Annotated in this window: 22 protein-coding genes and 3 pseudogenes; 5 read left to right on the top strand and 20 right to left on the bottom strand. The window is 40.0% G+C overall.

Going from position 1 to position 18,992, the window contains the following annotated elements:
* Positions 1-141 precede the first annotated feature (141 nt).
* The 8 genes and pseudogenes from ACE1B6_RS14535 to ACE1B6_RS14510 all read right to left on the bottom strand — a co-directional run bounded on the left by ACE1B6_RS14535 (position 142) and on the right by ACE1B6_RS14510 (position 7,429).
* Positions 142-903 (bottom strand): nuclear transport factor 2 family protein, encoded by a 762-nt coding sequence (locus ACE1B6_RS14535; RefSeq protein ID WP_413257958.1) that lies wholly within the window; start codon positions 901-903, stop codon positions 142-144.
* Positions 904-960: 57 nt separating this feature from the next.
* Entirely contained in the window at positions 961-2,559 is a 1,599-nt protein-coding gene (locus tag ACE1B6_RS14530; protein WP_459563033.1) for a nuclear transport factor 2 family protein, read from the bottom strand.
* 480 nt (positions 2,560-3,039) lie between these two features.
* Positions 3,040-3,384: pseudogene (locus ACE1B6_RS30095) on the bottom strand (carboxymuconolactone decarboxylase family protein); the annotation flags it as partial.
* A 53-nt stretch (positions 3,385-3,437) separates the two neighbouring features.
* The gene (locus ACE1B6_RS14525; RefSeq protein ID WP_413257956.1) at positions 3,438-4,412 is read right to left on the bottom strand and encodes an EthD domain-containing protein; all 975 of its coding nucleotides are present in this window, start codon (positions 4,410-4,412) and stop codon (positions 3,438-3,440) included.
* A gap of 246 nt (positions 4,413-4,658) precedes the next feature.
* Positions 4,659-5,225 (bottom strand): hypothetical protein, encoded by a 567-nt coding sequence (locus ACE1B6_RS30090; protein ID WP_459563032.1) that lies wholly within the window; start codon positions 5,223-5,225, stop codon positions 4,659-4,661.
* A 303-nt stretch (positions 5,226-5,528) separates the two neighbouring features.
* A pseudogene (locus ACE1B6_RS30085) lies at positions 5,529-6,233 on the bottom strand (EthD domain-containing protein); the annotation flags it as partial.
* A 43-nt stretch (positions 6,234-6,276) separates the two neighbouring features.
* A complete protein-coding gene (locus ACE1B6_RS14515; protein ID WP_413257954.1) occupies positions 6,277-6,633 on the bottom strand; it encodes a carboxymuconolactone decarboxylase family protein in 357 nt (118 codons plus the stop codon).
* A gap of 133 nt (positions 6,634-6,766) precedes the next feature.
* A complete protein-coding gene (locus ACE1B6_RS14510) occupies positions 6,767-7,429 on the bottom strand; it encodes a nitroreductase family protein (RefSeq protein ID WP_413257953.1) in 663 nt (220 codons plus the stop codon).
* Between the two features lie 66 nt (positions 7,430-7,495).
* Here ACE1B6_RS14510 and ACE1B6_RS14505 point away from each other — a divergent pair, with 66 nt between their 5' ends.
* Positions 7,496-7,672 carry a hypothetical protein gene (locus tag ACE1B6_RS14505; RefSeq protein WP_413257952.1) on the top strand — a complete coding sequence of 59 codons (177 nt, stop codon included), beginning with the start codon at positions 7,496-7,498 and terminating at the stop codon, positions 7,670-7,672.
* Positions 7,673-8,478: 806 nt separating this feature from the next.
* Here the strand turns inward: ACE1B6_RS14505 and ACE1B6_RS14500 are convergent.
* Positions 8,479-8,919 (bottom strand): NADAR family protein, encoded by a 441-nt coding sequence (locus ACE1B6_RS14500; RefSeq protein ID WP_413257951.1) that lies wholly within the window; start codon positions 8,917-8,919, stop codon positions 8,479-8,481.
* Between the two features lie 307 nt (positions 8,920-9,226).
* Positions 9,227-9,592 (bottom strand): sunset domain-containing protein, encoded by a 366-nt coding sequence (locus tag ACE1B6_RS14495; protein WP_413257950.1) that lies wholly within the window; start codon positions 9,590-9,592, stop codon positions 9,227-9,229.
* 139 nt (positions 9,593-9,731) lie between these two features.
* Between ACE1B6_RS14495 and ACE1B6_RS14490 the strand changes: the two genes are divergently transcribed.
* Complete coding sequence (locus tag ACE1B6_RS14490; RefSeq protein WP_413257949.1) at positions 9,732-10,535, top strand: ABC transporter ATP-binding protein; 804 nt, start codon at positions 9,732-9,734, stop codon at positions 10,533-10,535.
* A 76-nt stretch (positions 10,536-10,611) separates the two neighbouring features.
* Positions 10,612-11,322 carry an ABC transporter ATP-binding protein gene (locus tag ACE1B6_RS14485; RefSeq protein WP_413257948.1) on the top strand — a complete coding sequence of 237 codons (711 nt, stop codon included), beginning with the start codon at positions 10,612-10,614 and terminating at the stop codon, positions 11,320-11,322.
* A 123-nt stretch (positions 11,323-11,445) separates the two neighbouring features.
* Here the strand turns inward: ACE1B6_RS14485 and ACE1B6_RS14480 are convergent, their stop codons facing one another.
* The 6 genes from ACE1B6_RS14480 to ACE1B6_RS14455 form a co-directional block, all read right to left on the bottom strand.
* Positions 11,446-11,640, bottom strand: a complete 195-nt coding sequence (locus tag ACE1B6_RS14480; protein ID WP_413257947.1) for a DUF2795 domain-containing protein — start codon at positions 11,638-11,640, stop codon at positions 11,446-11,448.
* Between the two features lie 524 nt (positions 11,641-12,164).
* The gene (locus tag ACE1B6_RS14475; protein WP_413258103.1) at positions 12,165-12,701 is read right to left on the bottom strand and encodes a CPBP family intramembrane glutamic endopeptidase; all 537 of its coding nucleotides are present in this window, start codon (positions 12,699-12,701) and stop codon (positions 12,165-12,167) included.
* Positions 12,702-12,778: 77 nt separating this feature from the next.
* Positions 12,779-13,966, bottom strand: a complete 1,188-nt coding sequence (locus ACE1B6_RS14470; protein WP_413257946.1) for a DUF3326 domain-containing protein — start codon at positions 13,964-13,966, stop codon at positions 12,779-12,781.
* A gap of 2 nt (positions 13,967-13,968) precedes the next feature.
* Complete coding sequence (locus ACE1B6_RS14465; RefSeq protein WP_413257945.1) at positions 13,969-14,160, bottom strand: hypothetical protein; 192 nt, start codon at positions 14,158-14,160, stop codon at positions 13,969-13,971.
* Positions 14,161-14,168: 8 nt separating this feature from the next.
* Entirely contained in the window at positions 14,169-14,492 is a 324-nt protein-coding gene (locus ACE1B6_RS14460) for a 2Fe-2S iron-sulfur cluster-binding protein (protein ID WP_413257944.1), read from the bottom strand.
* A gap of 300 nt (positions 14,493-14,792) precedes the next feature.
* A complete protein-coding gene (locus ACE1B6_RS14455; RefSeq protein ID WP_413257943.1) occupies positions 14,793-16,055 on the bottom strand; it encodes an NACHT domain-containing protein in 1,263 nt (420 codons plus the stop codon).
* Between the two features lie 368 nt (positions 16,056-16,423).
* On the opposite strand from ACE1B6_RS14455, the gene ACE1B6_RS14450 reads away from it, so the two are divergent.
* Entirely contained in the window at positions 16,424-16,561 is a 138-nt protein-coding gene (locus tag ACE1B6_RS14450) for a DUF2887 domain-containing protein (RefSeq protein WP_413257942.1), read from the top strand.
* Between the two features lie 59 nt (positions 16,562-16,620).
* Positions 16,621-16,839, top strand: coding sequence for a hypothetical protein (locus tag ACE1B6_RS14445; protein WP_413257941.1), 219 nt, complete (start codon positions 16,621-16,623; stop codon positions 16,837-16,839).
* Positions 16,840-16,935: 96 nt separating this feature from the next.
* Here ACE1B6_RS14445 and ACE1B6_RS14440 read toward each other — a convergent pair whose 3' ends face one another.
* From ACE1B6_RS14440 to ACE1B6_RS14425, 4 genes and pseudogenes are all read right to left on the bottom strand, one after another.
* Positions 16,936-17,151, bottom strand: a complete 216-nt coding sequence (locus ACE1B6_RS14440; RefSeq protein ID WP_413257940.1) for a type II toxin-antitoxin system HicB family antitoxin — start codon at positions 17,149-17,151, stop codon at positions 16,936-16,938.
* Entirely contained in the window at positions 17,148-17,411 is a 264-nt protein-coding gene (locus tag ACE1B6_RS14435) for a type II toxin-antitoxin system HicA family toxin (RefSeq protein ID WP_413257939.1), read from the bottom strand. Before ACE1B6_RS14435 ends, ACE1B6_RS14440 begins: the two co-directional genes overlap by 4 nt.
* A 98-nt stretch (positions 17,412-17,509) precedes the next feature.
* On the bottom strand, positions 17,510-18,550 hold the full coding sequence (locus tag ACE1B6_RS14430) for a M28 family peptidase (RefSeq protein ID WP_413257938.1): 1,041 nt from the start codon (positions 18,548-18,550) through the stop codon (positions 17,510-17,512).
* Between the two features lie 219 nt (positions 18,551-18,769).
* Positions 18,770-18,992, bottom strand: a pseudogene (locus ACE1B6_RS14425) (photosystem II q(b) protein); the annotation flags it as partial.

The raw sequence follows: 18,992 nt of genomic DNA, 5'->3' as shown, positions 1-18,992 counted from the left end.
TTTTTTGGGCGATCGTCTACTAACGTAAGTTGCTAGTTATCATCCGTAAGGTGCGTCAGAACTAAAAATTACTGTTACTTGCCCAAATTTTTCTGTCTGACGCACCCTACAAACTACAAACTACAGAAACCGAGCTTTTGCTTATGAAAAAGCGGGAGTAGCATCAAGAAATGCTTGGTATTCTTGGACTTTGTTGCCTTGGAAACGAATAATGTTCAAACAAGGAAACTTAAATACTTTGCCATCTTTTCGGAAGTAAGTAACGTCTAATTCAACTGTTACCGTATTTGCATCAACTTGCCACATATTATGCACATCATGGGAAACTTTGCTGAACATTCCCATAATTGGTATGGCAAAATCTTTGATAGCTTGTGGTCCGATTATTGGGGGATTGTTAGCAATTTTGTAAGCGCCATCAGGAGTGAAATAAGTAACGTATTCTTCAACGTTATTTGCTTCTACAGCTGCGATCAAACGCTTGGCGATATCTAAAATTGTTTCCTGCTGAGTTTCTGGTGCTGTAAATAAAGGAGTTGGGTCCATATAAACCAACATTTCCTTTACTTTGTCGCCTTCCATGCGGAAAATATCTGTGCAAGGAAGTGTCAGCACACTGCCATCATTACGAATGTAGTTAATTTCTAATTCACAAATTACTGAGTCGGCATTTTCCCACATTGATTTAATATCGAAAGAAATGCCTTTGATATAGTCAAGGTGACTCGCCATTGTTGCTTCCCGAATGGCTTGTTTACCAATGGCAGGGGGATAGTTTCCAAAGCGGTAATGTGCGTCTTCAGTAAAGTTGCTTAGGGCTGTATCTACATCCATTCTTTCAAACAACCCAATCAAATTTTTGACGATCGCGGCTCTAGTTCCGGGAAACATTGTAGTAGTCATAAATTCCTCCGTGACGTTAGTATTTTCTGACAAATTAGGGGATGAATTTTTATGGATTTATGGAGTGGTAAACATGGGCATGATGTCCATGAAAATCCTTAGTTCGCTGATTTTGTCGCCTTGGAAACGCACGGTATCAGCACAAGGCAAGGTAAATACTTTGCCGTCATGACGAATATAAGTAACTTCCATTTCGATGATGACTAATTCTTCGGAAGGTTGCCAAACATTTTTAATGTGGTGGTGCAAACCTTCGCATTTTTCTAGAAAGCCTGTGGAAGAGTCTTTAATCCCTTGTTTGCCGCGAACTGCTGGGAAATTACCGAATTGATAGAGGCAATCTTCTGTAAAGAATTCTACAAAGTTGTTGACATTCATCGCTTCGCCAGCCAGGAATAATTGCTTGAGAATATCAACTTTTGAGCCGGAAAATTGGGGCCATTTCTTAGTATGAGGCCATTCCCATTTGGTTGCTGTTGCTGTCATCATAGTTCCATTCTCCTTAATTGCGTCTGATGCCCAAGGAAAGTTTCTTCCAGTTTGTTGGTTATATTCTTGTTGTGCTCGTTTGAAATTTTTTAATGCGGTTCTTCTGACTTGGTTAAATTCTAATTGTTCGCCATTTGGCCCTTTGCAATAAAACAATGCCCAGCCGTCAAAGTCTCCGGGAAATTCGGTTTTAGCAAAGGAAAGTCCGGCTTTTCTTCTTTCGGCTTCTGAGTTAACGTGAATGGTTTTGTTAACTACAACGTTGGTCATTCCCCGCTTTTGACATTCGTCTTCTAGCAATTGGGCGAACTCATTTAAATCTATATCATCTTTGACGTGGAAAGAGATGTGCGGGACATTGGCAAAACCTACAGAAGAAGGTACTTTGCTGAAAACATTGGGGGCTGTGTGTGATAGTTTGGCATCGCGGAAGTGAATTACTTCGACGCAGGTATTGCCGAAGGAAATAAATCTAACATCTAGTGATTCTTGGGTATTATCTCTGATGTTGGGAACGCCAATACTGCGAGGATCGATGCCTTTTTGGATGGCTTCTAATTCATCTTTTTGGAAGAGGAGATTATGCAAATCTTCGCCATAAAATCCGTCGCCTCCGATCGCAATTTTCCCCCCCAACACTTCTGTATAAAACTCTATGGCTTTGTCCATATCGTCTACAGTAATTCCGAAGTGTTGTACACCTTGGAGATATTGAGCTAAACTCGATTTCCCGTTTTGATTGCTATTACTTAATGGTGATTCTGAACTTTGATTATTTGTGCCAACGTTTGCGATCATTTCTGTTACCCTGGAACTACCTTTTCCGGTTTGAGTAATTTGTCCTGCGTCAACAAAAGTGTAAGTAGCTCGCTCTGGTAGAGCGTTAATTTCTTTGATATACTTTCCCTGATCTTTAGTAGCAGCTAAATATTCTGGCGATCGGAAAAATTGCTGCATTTGATGATAGTCGGCAAAAGCAATTTCAAAAGCTGCTTGATATTGCTTTTCTGGTGGTTCATAATGTGGATCGCCTGGTGCATGAGGGCGAGGGTCAAATAAATGCAGCCTAAATTTTAAGATTTCTTGATTTTTGCTAATAGCTGAAGCAAAGGAATCGCTGATGTATTGACGAAATTCTGCCAAAGTTACGCCATCAGTTTTTTTCATTAAAACATGGAGTTTAATTGCGTCTGTTGCTCCATTTGAATTAGCTTTTTCTAGGCGATCGACATAAGTTATCGAATTCCCCGGACTAGTGGTGTAACCAACTGCTTTACTAAATAAGTTTTGCCCATCATCTTCTAGCAAATAAGCAGATTGAAAATAAGCTTGGCGATCGCCTTCACTAGCAAAAGTTACTTCGGCAATCCCATCACAACGTTCTGTTTCTGTAGCAGTCGATCTAATCCCATTTAACGTGGGCCAAATGTCAATTGTTTGCGGATCTAAATGATGTTGCAAATTTTGATATTGCCCAGGTAAAGTTGCTCCTAATGAGCCGTTAACATTTTTCCAATAGTCGCTAAAAAGTGCTACATTTAGCTCTTTTCTTTTCCATAATAGAGTGTAAAAGGCGACTGTTTGTTGGCGTTCGCGTATTGCATAATCAGGTGTCATTGCTGCTGTCCCCTGTCCGCCGATTTTCTGAAAAATTTCCTTAAGTGCGCCGAAGCAACCTGCAACTTTATTAAACCCCGCGTATACGCACATAAATAATAGTAATTCTTCGATTTCTTCGCGAGTTACTCCCTGTTTGAGAGCCATATCTATGTGTGCAGGAAAGGGGCTACCGGGACCATATTGGCTTTGATTAACTATGTCTACTGCGATCGTAATTAATGCTTTAGTCTTTTGGTCAATTAACGGTAAACCCCAAGCTTCACCAGCTACGCGAGTCACAAAGTCACCAAACTTCGGGTTAATCTTTTTTAAACCCGCTTGCAGTTCTTTATCATCCAATACTGCATTTTTGTAAGGTTGGTTATTTGTCATCTTAGGTGGTGAGTAAGCGATCGGTTAGTTAGGTGAAATTTCGTCATTTTTGCTTATTTAAAAAGCCAATTTTTAGATTTATCGATCGTTGCAACATCAACTAATTTTTGTTGTACCATCAACGATTCGATATGCTCTTTTAATTGGTGATTTGAACCGATTTTGGTGATTAGTTCAGCAACATGAGAAGTGCGCTTTCCCGCCAAAGTCATTTCACTGTTGTAGACAAAGGTGTAAGGAGCACGTTCTGGAAATAAACTAATTTGTTTGATATACTTTGCCTGGTTTTGTACAGCAGTTAAGTACTCTTTGGAGGCGAAGAATTTCTCCATTTCCAGATTGTTTAAAAAGGCAATTTCAAACGCTGCCTGATAGTTTTGACTGGGATCTTCAGCATGATCTACACCTGCTGCTGGTGGGCGAGTATTGTCTACTTCTTCAAATAAGTGAAGTCGGAATTTTAGAAGTGAATGGTTTTGAATTACAGCGGGAGTAAAGCTATTTTTTAGGTAGTTGCGAAAGTCTTCGGTACTGACACCATCAGCTTTGCGGAGCATGGTATGGAATTTCAAAATCCCTAAACTTCCGTTGGGATCTCCGGTTTGAATTCGATCGACATAAGTGATAGAATTGCCCGGATTGCTGACATAACCGATCGCTTTTCTAAAGATATTATGCTCGTCATCCATCAGGATAGCAGAAGCTTCAAACCAAGTTTGCCGATCGGCTTCTGACTCAAAAGTTAATTCGGCGATCGCATCAAATTGTTCGTCTTCAAGAGTAGTATAATTAATCCCATCTAAATGGGGCAAAATCCCACCATGATTATGCTCTAAATGATATTGCCAGTATTGATATTGTCCTGGTAAACGAGCACAAACGGGGCCATGAACATTTTTCCAGTAGTTAAAAAACAGGTCTAAAGGTACTCCATTTCGTTTCCACAAAAGAACGTAAAATGCGACTTTTCCTTTAGCATCCCGTGCTGAATAATCAGCTTTTTCGGTGGATTCTTTGTACAAAAGCATAAGACTTTTATTTCCGTAATCAGTACTCGATCGCACCATTTTTCAGCAAAGAAAGGAGGAAGAGAAGAAAGGGTAAAAGCTTGAGAAAGGGCGGGTTTTGATTTTAATCTTATGGCTGGGTATTCCAGACTTCTGGTTAAACCCGCCCCTACTTTATTTGTATCAATCATTTGGGTAAACGATATTCAAGGGTAAAGGTGAAATTTATTCTCTCCATCTCCCCATCTCTCCATCTCCCCATCTCTTCTATGTGGTGATTAATTGAATCAATTCATTAGGTGCGTAAACATCACGATAGAAGGTCAATTGTTCGGTTTTCAAATAACAAGCTCCGCGATGTCCGCGACGTACCCAAGTAACGTTTCCTTTGGCAAGAGTTTCGTTAGTTTCGTCGTCAACACACTTCCATTCAAAGTAAGTAACTTCGCCGTGGAACATCACAATAGGCCAACACATTGTTACCCCTGGTTGAGCAATTAAAGCCCACCAATGTTTTTCCCGTTCTTTTTGTTGATCTAAGCCAAAATAGGGGCCATCTTGACACAAATAAACCAGGTCGTCGCGATATTCACCTGTTAAGATATCGCCTCTTCCTTGGCGTAAAGCTTCACAGTGAGTCGGCCACCATTCGCGGTTTTCTCTTTCAATTTGTTCTAAGGTGTAATTGGAGCTAATTTCTGGCAGAACTCGTTCTTTCATTGCCACATATCTTTCGGCATCTTCAATCAATTTTTTGGCAACGTAAGAACTAACAAGTCCGGGGCGAGAATAGTCTGCTGAGAGGTCTTTGTAATAATTTTGGCGCTTTTTCACTGCTACTTGACCATTACTAGAAGTTTGATGACCGTTGCTAGCAACGTTGCCGTTTGTAGAGGTAGAATTTAGTTGTTGGTACAGCATAAGCGATTGAATATCCTCCTGTATTTGGTTGGTTGCACCGATGTTGGCAATTAATTCTGCGACTGAAGAACTGCGTTGTCCTGCTAAGGTCATTTCGTCGTTATAGACGAATGTGTAAGCTGTTCTTTCGGGAAATGGTCTAACAGCTTTAACATATTTAGCGTGGTTTTTCACTGCGGCTAAATATTCTGGTGAGCTTAAAACTATTTCTAGATCTAAGCGGTTCCAAAAGGCAATTTCCGCAGCAGCATCATAAGCTTGTTCTCTGGGCTCAGAGTGAGCTACTCCTGCTGCATCGGGGCGGGAAAGATCGACTTCATCAAATAGGTGAAGGCGTAATTTTACCACTCTGGAATTATTAGCAATGGCGGGAGCAAAAGTTTCTCTCATATATTTGCGAAACTCTTCTACGCTTACGCCATCAGCTTTTCTCACCATAACGTGAAACTTTTCTGCGCCAACTATGCCGTTGGGTGCGCCATTTTCGATGCGATCGACATAAGTGATAGAATTACCCGGACTAGTGTTATATCCGATCGCTTTACTAAAGATATTGTGCTCGTCATCCATCAAAATGGCAGCAGCTTTAAACCAAGTTTGACGCTCTTGTTCGCTTCTAAAAGTTAACTCGGCAATTCCGTCAAAACATTCATCTTCTGGGGAAGATTGCACTAATCCGCCTAAAGTGGGCCAAATACCGCCTTCGTTATGGGCAACATGAAATTGCCAATATTGATGTTGTCCGGGTAAACGGGCGCAAACTGGGCCGTGAACATCGCGCCAATAGTCGTCGAAAAGTTCTAAGCTGATGCCTTTTCTTTTCCACAACAAAACGTAAAAGGTAACTTTTCCGTTGCGATCGCGTGCTGAATAATCAGCCTTGGTAATTGTTGAGTCTTGGGATTGTTTCGCCAACAGCATAAGTTTAATTTAATAGTTTTTGACAATTGGAATGGGATTTTTCTTAGGACTGCGAACCTAAAATTTCATTCAATGCACCAAAACAACCTGCTACTTTGTTAAACCCGGCATAAACGCACATAAATAACAGTAATTCTTCAATTTCGGCGCGAGTTGCTCCTTGTTTCATTGCCATATTTACGTGCGCTCCGAAGGGGCTTCCTGGGCCTACTTGTTCTTGATTTACTACATCAACAGCAATAGTAATTAAAGCTTTGGTTTTTTGATCTATTAATGGTAAACCCCAAGCTTCTCCAGCTACACGAGTTACAAAATCACCAAATTTTGGGTTAATTTGACTCAATGCTGCTTGTAGTTCTTTATCGTCCAATACGGCATTTTTGTAAGGTGTTGTCATCATACGCTCACACTTGTTGGTAATAGTTACTTATTTGGTTTATTTGCCAATTCTGAAGGATGAGAAATTATCTGGATTTTTGGTGCTTTGGCAGATTATTTTGCCAAAGAAAGAGAAGTAGAAAACTTAAATTTTCCTAAATTGTGAAGTTTTGACCGTAGGTTTCGCTGTAAGAAATTTGCTCAATGTTAAAGCGACCTCCGTATAGTTTGAATGGTTCGTCTGCATAACCAAGGGGTAACAAACAGCAAACATCTAAATGTTCGGGAATCTTGAAGGCTTCTTTAACTTGGGCGGTGACAAATCCTTCCATTGGGCAACTGTCTACCCCGAAACTTTTAGCTGCAATCATAATATGTGCAACTGCGATCATTGTGTGGCGATTTGTCCAAGCTTCTACCGATTCAAAGCAGGGATGATACTCGAATAAAACTGGAACTTGCTCTCGGATAAATTGAGCATAAGCTTCATTCATTGCTCCCGCTTGTTCACCTAATTTAATTACTGATTCGATGTATTCTGGTTGAGAAACTAGGCGATCGCCACAACAAATCAAAACTACTGGTGCTTCGCTCACCTGACGTTGATTAAATGCACAGGCTTTTAGCTTTTCTTTGTTCTCTTGTTCCTGAACTACAATCAAGCGCCAAGGTTGCAAATTGTATCCTGAAGGTGCTCTTACTCCTAAGCGTAAGATTTCGGAAAGTACTTCTTCAGGAATTGGATCGGGGCGAAAACTCCGGGCTGCACGGCGTTCTTCAATAGCTTCTTTTAAGCTTATGATTGGTTGCGCTTCCATCCTACTCCTTGGTACTAGCTGGACTTTACTTGAATTATTCAAAGGAATCGGGAAGTTTTGGGGAAATTGGAAATTTTATTCTCAAGTTTTTCCCGGTTGCCCACAATGGTAGAATTTATCGTCTATGCAGGTTTCCCTCTTTCATCTGTCCTTAGTTATATACCTATTTCGGACTACCAAAATCGTTGGCTGAAATGGGAATTGTCTCCCTTAGCGGTGAGACAGAAAGCGGAAATTTACTAATTGTTAGGCTATGATTGGTTGGTTTGTTTTCAGTTCTTAGTAGTGGTTCAAAATCCGGCAGATGCTATTAAGATAGCTACTTCTGTTCAATCTGCAAACATTAATTGACATCGAGAATTTGATTTACTGTTCGATCGCCCCCCTCATCTCTACACCAAGCCATAAACTACACTACTCACACACTCACTTCAGGAAATTTTTAGAAGAATCTTGCTATTTGCATTTGAATTTTGTCGTTGGCTAAGAGGTAAGTTTGGTAATGCCTCTAGCTTCTGACTTTATTCAACCGATCGCAATAATTACCATCACGTAAGTATAACTTTTGCGATCGATCTCTTGGTTTTAGGAATCAAAAATTTATCAGGGTATTATTTTAGTCCAGAGCCAAAGAAAATGCAAGCACAACTTCTTTCACTAGGTACTAATTCCTGTAGCTTGAATTGCAGAAGTTACAGGAAAATCAGCAAAATTTTTTGGGAAAACTACGCTGCAATTTTTCGTCTCCACCTATATCATCCTATCTAAGTGACAACTTATACCTACTTGATTTTTCCAGAAAGCTCTATATTAGGTTGTTTTCAACAAACTGATTCATTTCTATTAAGGATTTACCACAAGAGTTCAAGTAGTTTATGATAATTTTCTTTAAGCTACTCTATTTTAAACTGGTGTTAATCTTAATTAAATTTATTGTTGGGAATAGCAGTTCATCAAATAGTTAATCACAATAAAGTTAAATAGTTATCAAAGCAAGTAAATAGGGTTACAAAGAGAGGGAAAATTCTCTCCCTCTGCGCCCCTGCTTCCTAAAGATCGCGTAATCTCTCTCTGACTTCCATCAATATTTTGCCCAGCATATTTTTACCTTGGCGATCGCTTCCACACCCCCAATAAAAATCAACTGGCGAATCTTCCACAAGTAAAACATTACCAGTAGCCAGTAAAATTTCCCGAATTTCGGCGTTAAATTGAAACTTCCGTTCTACCGCCTTTCGCATAATGTCATCTCTCACCATTCGCCAGTCAGAACGCACATCACTTTGGCGACTTCGGGCAAAATCAAAAGCGGCTTTTGGTGAAGGTAACTTGCGAATTTGTTCTAGGTAAGGAGTATCAACAAACTTGTGCGCTTGAAAGAAATGTTCGCTAGTTTTCCACCACTCGCCATCCAATTCAAAACCATGAGGAGAAAAGTTAGAAAAGCAACCGAATGGTTTTTCATGAATGTCATAAAAATAAATTGGCATATCTTCTCTTGTAGTAGTTAAGTAGTTTTTTAATCAGTATATCTCTGAGAAAGCGGATATTTTAATAAAATTAATTTTTGAAAACTTAATTTCATAGTAAGTAATCGGTAATAAGTAGTAACGAACTTACTACTTATTAATTATTTCCTGTTCCCCCCTTATTAAGGGGGGAACCAGAGGAAGCTTCGCTATTAACATCACGGGGGTAACTCCGAAAGAATTAATAACTAGCAACTTGCGTTACTAACTTGGTCACTAATTAATCAGTTTTGTAAATGACTAATAACCAATGACCAATGACAAAAATCTATTTTGCTTGAGGTAATTTATAACCAGCTTTTTCTGCTGAAGCAACGTCTTTAAAACAGATAGTAGCTTTTACCTGTTTGTAGTCTGGATAGGTAGTAGTGTGATAAATTTTACCGCGTTTTGTAGTATCCACACCTTTAATTGGTGCGTCAGCAGGACAATCATTTCCTGTTGGTGGAACGCCTGCGGTAGTAGTTGTTGTATTCGCTGCGGGAGTTGCGGCTGGAGTATTTGTCGTCGTGGTTGTTTGATTAGCTGGAGTCTCGGTAGCTTGTTGATTTCCTTGTCCGCAAGCTGTAATTGTTAAAACTCCTAATAATGCTAAAGATGCTGTCAGCTTTTTATGATTGGATGAAAATTTCATTGTTATTCCTCCAGATTTGAAAATTTTATTTAACAAATAATACTACAGTATTAGCATTAGTCAAACTTGTTTATTAGCAATCTTTATACAGGCGCATTTAGTGATATAGTGCATCGTTCTTAGGATATACTTAGTAGTTATGAGCCAACAAGATTTATCGAAAGACAATCCAATTCTAGAAGCCAAAGCTTTAACTCGTCGCTTTGGTGGTTTAGTGGCGGTAAATGATGTTTCCTTTTCTGTACAGAAACATGAAATATTTGGTTTAATCGGACCAAATGGTGCGGGAAAAACGACTTTGTTTAATTTGATTACTTGTTTGCTACCGCCTTCTAGCGGACAATTGATTTATCAAGGTGAGGAAATTTCCCAACTTCGTCCGCACCAAGTTGCTAGTAAAGGTATTTCTCGCACTTTCCAAAATATTCGCTTGTTTGGTGAACTTTCGGCTTGGGAAAATGTAATGATTGGGCGACATATTCACAGTCGAAATAGTCATCCTTTACCTGCTTTGGTGTCGGGAATGTTGGCTTTACCTACTGCTAATCAGCAAGAAAAGGAAACGAAACAAAAGGCTTTAGAATTGTTAGAAATGATGGGCTTGAGCGATCGCACCACCGAAAAAGCCAAAAACTTCCCCTACGGCGATCAACGTCGCTTGGAAATTGCTCGTGCTTTAGCCTTAGAACCGACAATATTACTATTAGATGAACCTGCGGCTGGGATGAATCCCAATGAAAAACATCAACTGAGTGACTTTATTCGGAAAATTCGCGATCGCTTCAACTTAACTATCATTTTAATCGAACATCATGTACCCTTAGTCATGGGTTTATGCGATCGAATTGCCGTCTTAGATTTCGGTGAATTAATAGCTTTAGGTGAACCTGCTGTAGTCAGAAATGATCCGGCTGTAATTGAAGCATACTTAGGAGACGAGTAGATTCAAGATCCCCGACTTCTTCAAGAAGTCGGGGATCTGGGGCAGAGTACAATTAATTAACAGGATTAAATCAATTATGTCAAGACTTTTAGAAATAAACAATATTTCGGTTAACTATGGCGGAATCCAAGCTTTAAAAGATATTAATTTAGTTGTAAATGCTGGAGAAGTTGTTACTTTAATTGGGTCTAACGGTGCAGGAAAAAGCACAACCTTACGGGCAATTTCTCGCTTAGTTAATATTACCAATGGCGATATTCTTTATGAAGGACGTAACATTAACCGTCGCCAACCTCATGAAGTAGTGAAACTTGGGATCGCCCATTCTCCTGAAGGAAGGCGAATTTTAGCTAGACAAACAGTGTTAAGTAACTTAGAATTGGGTGCATATATTCGGTCTAATCAGGCAGAAGTTAAAGCAGATATTAAACATCAGTTTGAAATCTTTCCACGGTTAGCAGAACGCCGCCAACAACTAGCGGGAACTCTTAGCGGTGGGGAACAACAAATGTTAGCGATCGCCCGTGCCCTAATGAGTCGTCCCAAACTATTATTATTAGATGAACCTAGTTTAGGACTTGCCCCTGCCATTGTCCGCGAAATTTTTACAATTATCCAAAATCTGCGTTCTACAGGCGTAACTATCCTGTTAGTTGAACAAAATGCCAATCTAGCTTTAGAAAATGCCGATCGCGGATACGTTTTAGAAGCTGGTTCTATTACCTTATCAGGAAAAGCCTCTGACTTACTCAAAAATGAACAAGTAAGAAAAGCTTACTTAGGCTAACAGTTTTATAGCAGGAATCAGAAGACAGAAAATAGAAACTGACATCTCTAGTCTTTCACTCCTGATACCTACTATAAAAACGAATATAATACAGCGAATTAACTGCCCTAAAGCTGAAATTTACTATTCTATTTGTCCGACAGCTTTGCTAACCTCAGTCGGAGTTTCGTATTCGCGATCGGGTAACTTTTCTAAAGTTGCACAAATCTTTTCATCAGCACCTTTTTGTTGAGCGTGCTTCACTAAATCTTGCTTACTTGCAGGGTAATTAATTCCTTTCAAATCTTTCTGTAACTGCACAGGGTTTACTTTAGCCATTGTTACTCTCCTAGAGCTATTAAAGAAACTTTCAAACTTGCTTCTTTAGACTAACTCTGTGATCTTATTCACTCATCCTACTGGCGATACACCCCTACATACAACTTGTCTGTCTAAAGGAATACAAAAAAGCAGAAGTCAAGAAAGGCACAAGGCAGAAGGCACAAGTCAAGTAAAAATTCTCCTTGTCCACCTGCACCCCTACACCCCTGCCCCTCTGCCTTCTTGCTCTCTGGCATCTTATTAACTTTTGTAAAATTTTACAGGGGGTGAGGGGTTTCACCCCTCAGTAGGTTAAACTTATAAATGTAGATGCACCCTGATGATTGACGCCCCCAAGTTTCGGGCGTTTTTTATTGTCTAAGGAAACGCCCTAAAAAAGCACCTGTAAGAAAAACCTACTAGAGTTAAAACTCAATTATTTCTACCTCTAACAAGCTTTCTATATCTCAATAAACCACAGATTTCTAAATCCGGGGTGAGGTGTCATTCCCTACACCCCAGATTAAACTTGGAAATAATGCTCAGCTAAGAGAATTAGAGGTTCCCCCCTTGTCTAGCTTCCAGAGGAAACTAGAAAGTAAATTAGTAAAGATATGGGCGACAATTGGCACAAGTAAATTGCCTGTAGTCAAGGCAGAGAACCCTAAAAGTAACCCTACCACTGTTGCCCAAATTGCGTAAGGCCATTGTTCCCAGCCACTTAAATGGAGAATGCCAAAACAGAGGCTAGACACCACTAAACCGGAAGTATCTAAACCCAAAGCAGGCAACATTACACCGCGAAACAATAGCTCTTCACTTAAACCGGGCAATAACCCCAGCCAAATTAAATCAGGCCAAAATAAGGGTTTAAGCACCATATTCAAATATAAATCAGCACTTTTGCGATAACCAGGCCACAGGCGATAAACTAAAGAACTACCCCCAGTAATTACGCAGCCTAGACCTAAGCCTAATAGTGCGTCTAACCCTGTTAGTTTGATAGATAAAAGAGAAACAGAACCTAGTTGTAGCCATACTTTAGCAACTACGAGCAAGATTACAGCTGTTACTCCCATAGCTACTAGTAGTTGGGAGCGCGTCAAGGGTTCAATTTCCGGTTCGTTCGATAATGGATCTTTCACCAGTTTTTTTTCTAAAGACTACGAATGGACGAGATAGCTGGGCTAAGAGCAGATGGACAAATACCTGCTTTATGGGCGACTAAAACGCCCAATGCCTCTAAATATGAGTTTACTCGCAATACTTTCATGCCCAGCGGTTCTGGAGGGACTTGAATCTGGGTTTGGTTTTCTGCAACAGCAATAATTTGCACTCCCAGTTGGCTGAAACTTAGTATAGCACTCCCACCACAAGCCGTAGCGGGTATGACTACAGCATCTACTTGGTTTGCCCAAATGTCTGTCGGGTACTGGGGACTGGGGACTGGGGACTGGGGAGATGGGAGAGTTTTGAATTCTCCTCCCCTCTGCCCCTCTGCCCCTCTGCCCCTCTGCCCCTCTGCCCCTCTGCCCCTCTGCCCCTCTGCCCCTCTGCCCCTCTGCTCCTCTGCCCCTCTGCTTAAAAACTGCGGGGCGCGACTTAAGCCGACTAAGACGCAGGGTAGGAAGGTGTAGCCTATTTCTTCGGCGGCGGAACGGGGAGAAAGGTGAGGTTCGGGGGGGTAGGAGTTGAGGGCGGGGGCGTGGGCGCAGGGAATTTCAAATGTTCTGACTATTAAATGACTAATAACTGCTTCGGCACCTGCGATCGGATCTATCCCTTTACCTTGACGGTAGTTATCTTGGGCGGCGTTTTCTATATCTTCGGGGAAACGGGCGACAACTGCGATCGCTTCTGCCCTAGCTTGAGTAATCAATTTTTCTGCGGCTCTGAGTAAACTATCAGGGTTAGCGATCGTTCCCCAGGATATTCCCGATCGCGAAATTCGCAGTTCCACACCTAAAGGTGCATCGGTAACTATATATTCGGTAAGATTTAATCCTAAAGTAGCTCTAGCAGCATCAGCGGCTTGTAGTTGTCTGAGTTGCAGTTCTGGTTCTATGGCGCGATCGAGAATTAGCCCAACTCTATTTTGATGTACTGGGCTCAGTCCCCAATTTCCAGCGGCGAATTGATCTAAAGCGTAACCTTCGACATAGAAAGCATTCGGCAAAGGCCAATATAACATGGCTCCGTTGAGGACGTTGGGATGAGTGATGAGGCGATCGCAACAAGAAGCGATCGCCCTCGCCACTGGTAAAGCATCCCCCGCATAGCCACCTATTGCCGCCCCAATTCCAGTAGGGACAAGCAACACAACAGTATAAGGACGCTCAAACAAGGTTAGACTTTCTCTGATTCGGTGGTTGTGGTGACGATCGCTTCCACAGTCGCTTTTTGTTCTTTAACATCTACATTAGTAACAGCCCAACGTAGAGGTTCCCCACGATTTTCTAACTCTGCAATAATTTCTTGATGCAGTTTAGCCGGAGATTCTTGGAGATCGATTTCAGCGGTGATAAAGTGCGTAGTCATTAGTTTAATTACTTCTGAGGCTGTCCAAATTGTAAATCATAAACTTCGTCTTCTTTCTCGGTGACAATTTTTAAGTCCGATCGAGGATAAGCCACACAAAGTAAAACATAACCTTTCGCCTGAAGTTCTGGACTAACGCCCATCCCATCCGTTTGATCCACCTCTCCTGATAAAATTTGCGCCGCACAAGTCGTACAAACTCCAGCATTGCAAGAACTAGGCAAATCTACTCCCGCAGCATAAGCAGCCCGAAGAATCTGTTTATCTTCTGGTACATCCACAACGTAAGTTTCGCCTTGGTGTTGAATTTCAACTTTGTAAGTTTTGGTCATTGGGTAAATTTAACAATCTTCTTGTTATTGACAGGGCAGGTTATACCCCAAACAAGCATTTTACCTTGCTTTTGGGGACTAGGGATTAGGGACTGGGGACTGGGGATTGGGGACTGGGATTTCGATCGAGCAAAAACTTCATTTCTCGGCTACATATCACGGCGATCGCACACTCATGGTAATTAAGTCAACCTAAATTAATTAGCAAAGTTCCTAGTCTATAAGGAATCCCAATCCCTAGTCCCCAATCCCCAGTCCCCAAAACCAAGCTTTTTCACCACAAGTAAAAGAAAATCCGTATCACATTTTGGCAATATGTTCTTGTAAAACTTCATGAACAAAGCGATATTTATCCCCAACTTTTTGCAATAAAAACCGCTCAGTAGCATAATTGTAAAACTGAGAATAGTTCCAAGGCATACATTGATTTTTGCTCAGAATTCGGCGTAAAACAAACTTTTTCATCCCCAAAAGTCCGCCAAAAGTTAAAATCATCCATAGCCGATAGAAAGACTTTTGCCCAGAAGTTTGCAGCCAAGTTTTATCTAATTTATCGGGTTCAACTTCAGTTTCTTTAGCCGCATTCATTTTTGTTGCTAAATAAACTAACCAAGGTCTAGCTTTTTCCGGTCTAGGTTCCTTTCCTTCACGATAGTAAAGCGATTTCAAATTCCAAGTTAACATTCGTCGAACAAAGGCATTTAACAAATATTCCCGTCTTTCTCGATCGGAGTTAAGCCGTTTCCAAGCTTGAATCAGCAACTCTTCATAAGCCAAAATCATGATATTTAAAAGCAAAGGATTTTTGGCTAACTCTAGAAATTGCGGTTCCTCTTTCAAAACTTCCCAAAGTTCTTTACTTCGACAACCGACTAGATATTTTTGAATCTGTTGTTCATGCAAAGGATGTAAAAAAGTAGCGCCATGTAAACGTAACTTAGTCCGGCATTTTTTGTAATCTTCTAACTTAGTGCAAACCGCCATATTTTTCGGGCGATTTTCAGAATTTAACCATTGATTGATTGCTCTCAGACATAATTCCTGTTGACCTAAATCTAGTTCATCTAGCCCGTCCAATAAAGGCGAAATCAATTGATTATTAACTAATAACTTAATAGAATTTAGGGGAAGCTCGTATTTAGCTTTTATTTCAGCAATTAACCAATCAGGAATACTTTGTTTATTATTTTTCCAGGTTCCCAAGTTCAGAATTACTGGAACAGGTTGTTCAAAATTAGCTTGAGCAATTTCTACCAAATCCTGTGCTAATTCTAACAAAGTGGTAGTTTTTCCTCCACCTTGGCTACCTAAAATCAGTAATTTGCCGCTACTCTGTCTAAAGACTTGAGAAATAGTGATTTGAGGTGATAATCTGACAGTTGGACGTTTGCCAATTTTGACATCTACATCCCAAAGTCGCGGAATTGGTTGCGGTTTTTCTTCTTTGAGAATGTGAATCTGAATAGCTTTGTGCAATGATTGTTCCAGCCGTGCTGTAACTTCGGTGTTGACGGCTTCTAGCAACTTATTGCGATCGCGAACGCTTTGCTTAGAATGTTTCATTGCGGTAAGCGGGGGATAACAGGGAACAGGTAAAGGTAAAACTTAGGGATATTTTGCCATGAGTTAACCCAAATGTTACTACATTAGTCAAAATTAATTTATTCATATAGATGCCTGACTGAATAATGCAAGTGATAAGTAAAACTTTTCTCCGTTACCCAAACCGTCGATCAGGATAAATAGCTAATAGACTTCTCCAGAAACTAAAGAATACTTGTAGAGATGTTATATATAACGTCTCTACAATACAGAACTGTGTATGCGATCGTACCCACCCAAGAACTAAATAAGTAGATAATTGTAATCCTTTGACATATAAGTGTGATAAATTCTACTTCATATCCCAAAGTTTTTAAATTTAACCATAGATGAAAACCGATCGCATCTTTTACCGTATTTTCAAAGAAATACCGCAAACGTTTTTTGAATTGTGGGGAGAATCACCAGAACTAGTAAACGATTACCGTTTTGATTCAGTAGAATTGAAACAAATGATGTATATTTAGGTGACATAGAACCACTGTTAGAAACTCACTTAGAGCGTTTATCCGAATCAGAAAAGAAAGTGAGTTATTGGTTAGCAAATCAAGCTGAAGCTGTAGACATTTCCCAAAAATCTGCTAATCTGGAATTATCGAAATCAGAAATTTGGCAAGCTATCCAATCATTAGGGCGACGAAGTTTAGTTGAGAGAGTGGAAGGGAAAGGGCGATCGTACTTTCAAATCAATCCCATATTCCAACAATACATCCAATCCCAAAAAATATTTGCTCACCCACAGTAAATCTAAATCTACATCTGTGTTTATCTGTGTTCATCTGTGGAAATCTGTGGTAAAAAAAGCTTTTCGACTCCCACTTAAACTTCAGTGCCATCATTATTAAATCTGATAAATAACGGGTCGATATTTAGGTTCAGGAATCACTTTTCCCGCAGCTTTAGCAGCTTCTAACCATGATTCTTTAGCAATTTGGACTTCCTGCAAAGCTGCTTCTGGAGTTTCACCAAATGCAGAGCAATATTTTAAATCAGGAATATCAGCAATATAACCCTCATCTGCTTCACTGTAGAAAATATTAATGTGATAATCTTTCATGATTCATCCTCTTCGATCGACAGATTGTACTCTTCAATTAGCGATAAGAATTGACGCACTTGATAGGAAGTTACCTCACCTTTTTTATTCTGAATATTAACAATTTCTCGCACTTCTGGATGAGTAAAAATGTGATGGCTACCGTTAATTCTTGCAAGGCTAAATCCAAAAGCTTCAATCAACGTCACCATTTCATTAAACCTAATGTTTTTTGTACCTGCCAGAACCTTTTCTAAAATTTTACGCTTTTTATCGACCACTTGTTTGATTTTACCTCATACTCATGGTTAGCTAACAACTAAACTATTTTACTTCTGCGTTACCTAAACCGATGATTATATAGCTAATAACTATGACATCACTCTGCCAAATTAGAAATTACTTTTGCTAAACCGCTAACAACTCGCGTCAGTTTATCAAAATCAATTTTATCGCTGGTATCTTCTTCTTTGTGATAGTAAACATAACGGTAAGGAGCGGTATCTGTCACCATAATTGCTGGATAACCTTGTTGCCAAAAAGACCAATGATCGGACCAACCAACCCCAGGAACGCCGCTAGGAAGAACAGCACCTTCGGAAGGGAATTCAGCATTGCGGCGAAAAGAAGCGATCGCCTTTCGTACCAAATCCCCCGATTTAAGATTGCCAACAAAAGCGATAAAACTACCTTGGTTAGGATAAAATAAGCCGATCGGAAAAGGATACTTTTGACTATCTACGCGATCGGAAAAATATCCCATAGTTTCCAAACTCAACATCGCCACAACATTTTCATTTTGCGCCTTTAATTGTTTAGCAAATACCAAACTCCCCATATCTTCTGTCCAGAAAAAGGGAGGTTCCTCATTAGTAAATTCAACAAAGCGAATGGTACGATTAGTTTTCTGTTGAGCAAACATCCGCGCTAATTCTAAAGTAGCCGCTGCACCCGTACCATTATCATTAGCACCAGGACTACCAAACACTGAATCATAGTGTCCACCAACCACTATAATTTCATTAGGCTTTTTAATTCCTATTTTCTCCGCAGCTATATTGTAATAAGACTTACCATTTATTTTGTACTCTTGTTCCTTAACTTCATAACCTGCTTGACTAAAACCCGTTTTCAAGAAATCAACTGCTGCATTAAGCCGTTTATAATTGTTAGCATTACGTTCACCTATTTCATCAGCCAAGTTTTTGAGATCTTCTTGTAACAAATTTCGCAAACTAATCTCTTGTTGACTTAAAGGTTTCAGTTGTCCGCTATAACTTTTTCCTGGCATCCAAAATAGCGTAAACCAAACCCAAACGCAGATAACTATTAATATACTCAAAAATACACCTAAGCGAATTAATGCAGCTTTACTAATCAGCTGAATTTTTGCTCGATTGTTGCTTGAAGATGACGGCATACTCGCAGAATGTTTTTAATAGAAAATAGTGCAGTAATTAAGAATCTTCTAATTACCTTGACAGATACTAGCTTATTACCTAAATTTTTTGAATTATAACTCTTAGAACGGCAACTTTAAGTTAATTAATTATTAAGCTATTCCCGAAAAACCCAAAACAAAAAAGCGTCCTCTTTTCAGAAGACGCTTTTTTGTTCAAGATAAAATTATCTCAAAACCTTAGCCATTGATCGCAGGTGCGCTCAAAGCAACAGGAGCAACTTCAGCAGAAGCTAAGTCGAGAGGGAAGTTGTGAGCGTTACGCTCGTGCATTACTTCCATACCCAAGTTAGCGCGGTTGAGTACGTCTGCCCAAGTTCCGATAACCCGACCTTGTGAGTCAATTACCGATTGGTTGAAGTTGAAACCGTTGAGGTTGAATGCCATTGTGCTGATTCCCAAT

This window comes from Floridaenema fluviatile BLCC-F154 (assembly GCF_041929135.1).
GTDB classification, from domain to species: Bacteria; Cyanobacteriota; Cyanobacteriia; order Cyanobacteriales; family Aerosakkonemataceae; genus Floridanema; species Floridanema fluviatile.
This window is presented reverse-complemented; position numbering and strand designations above follow the sequence as displayed.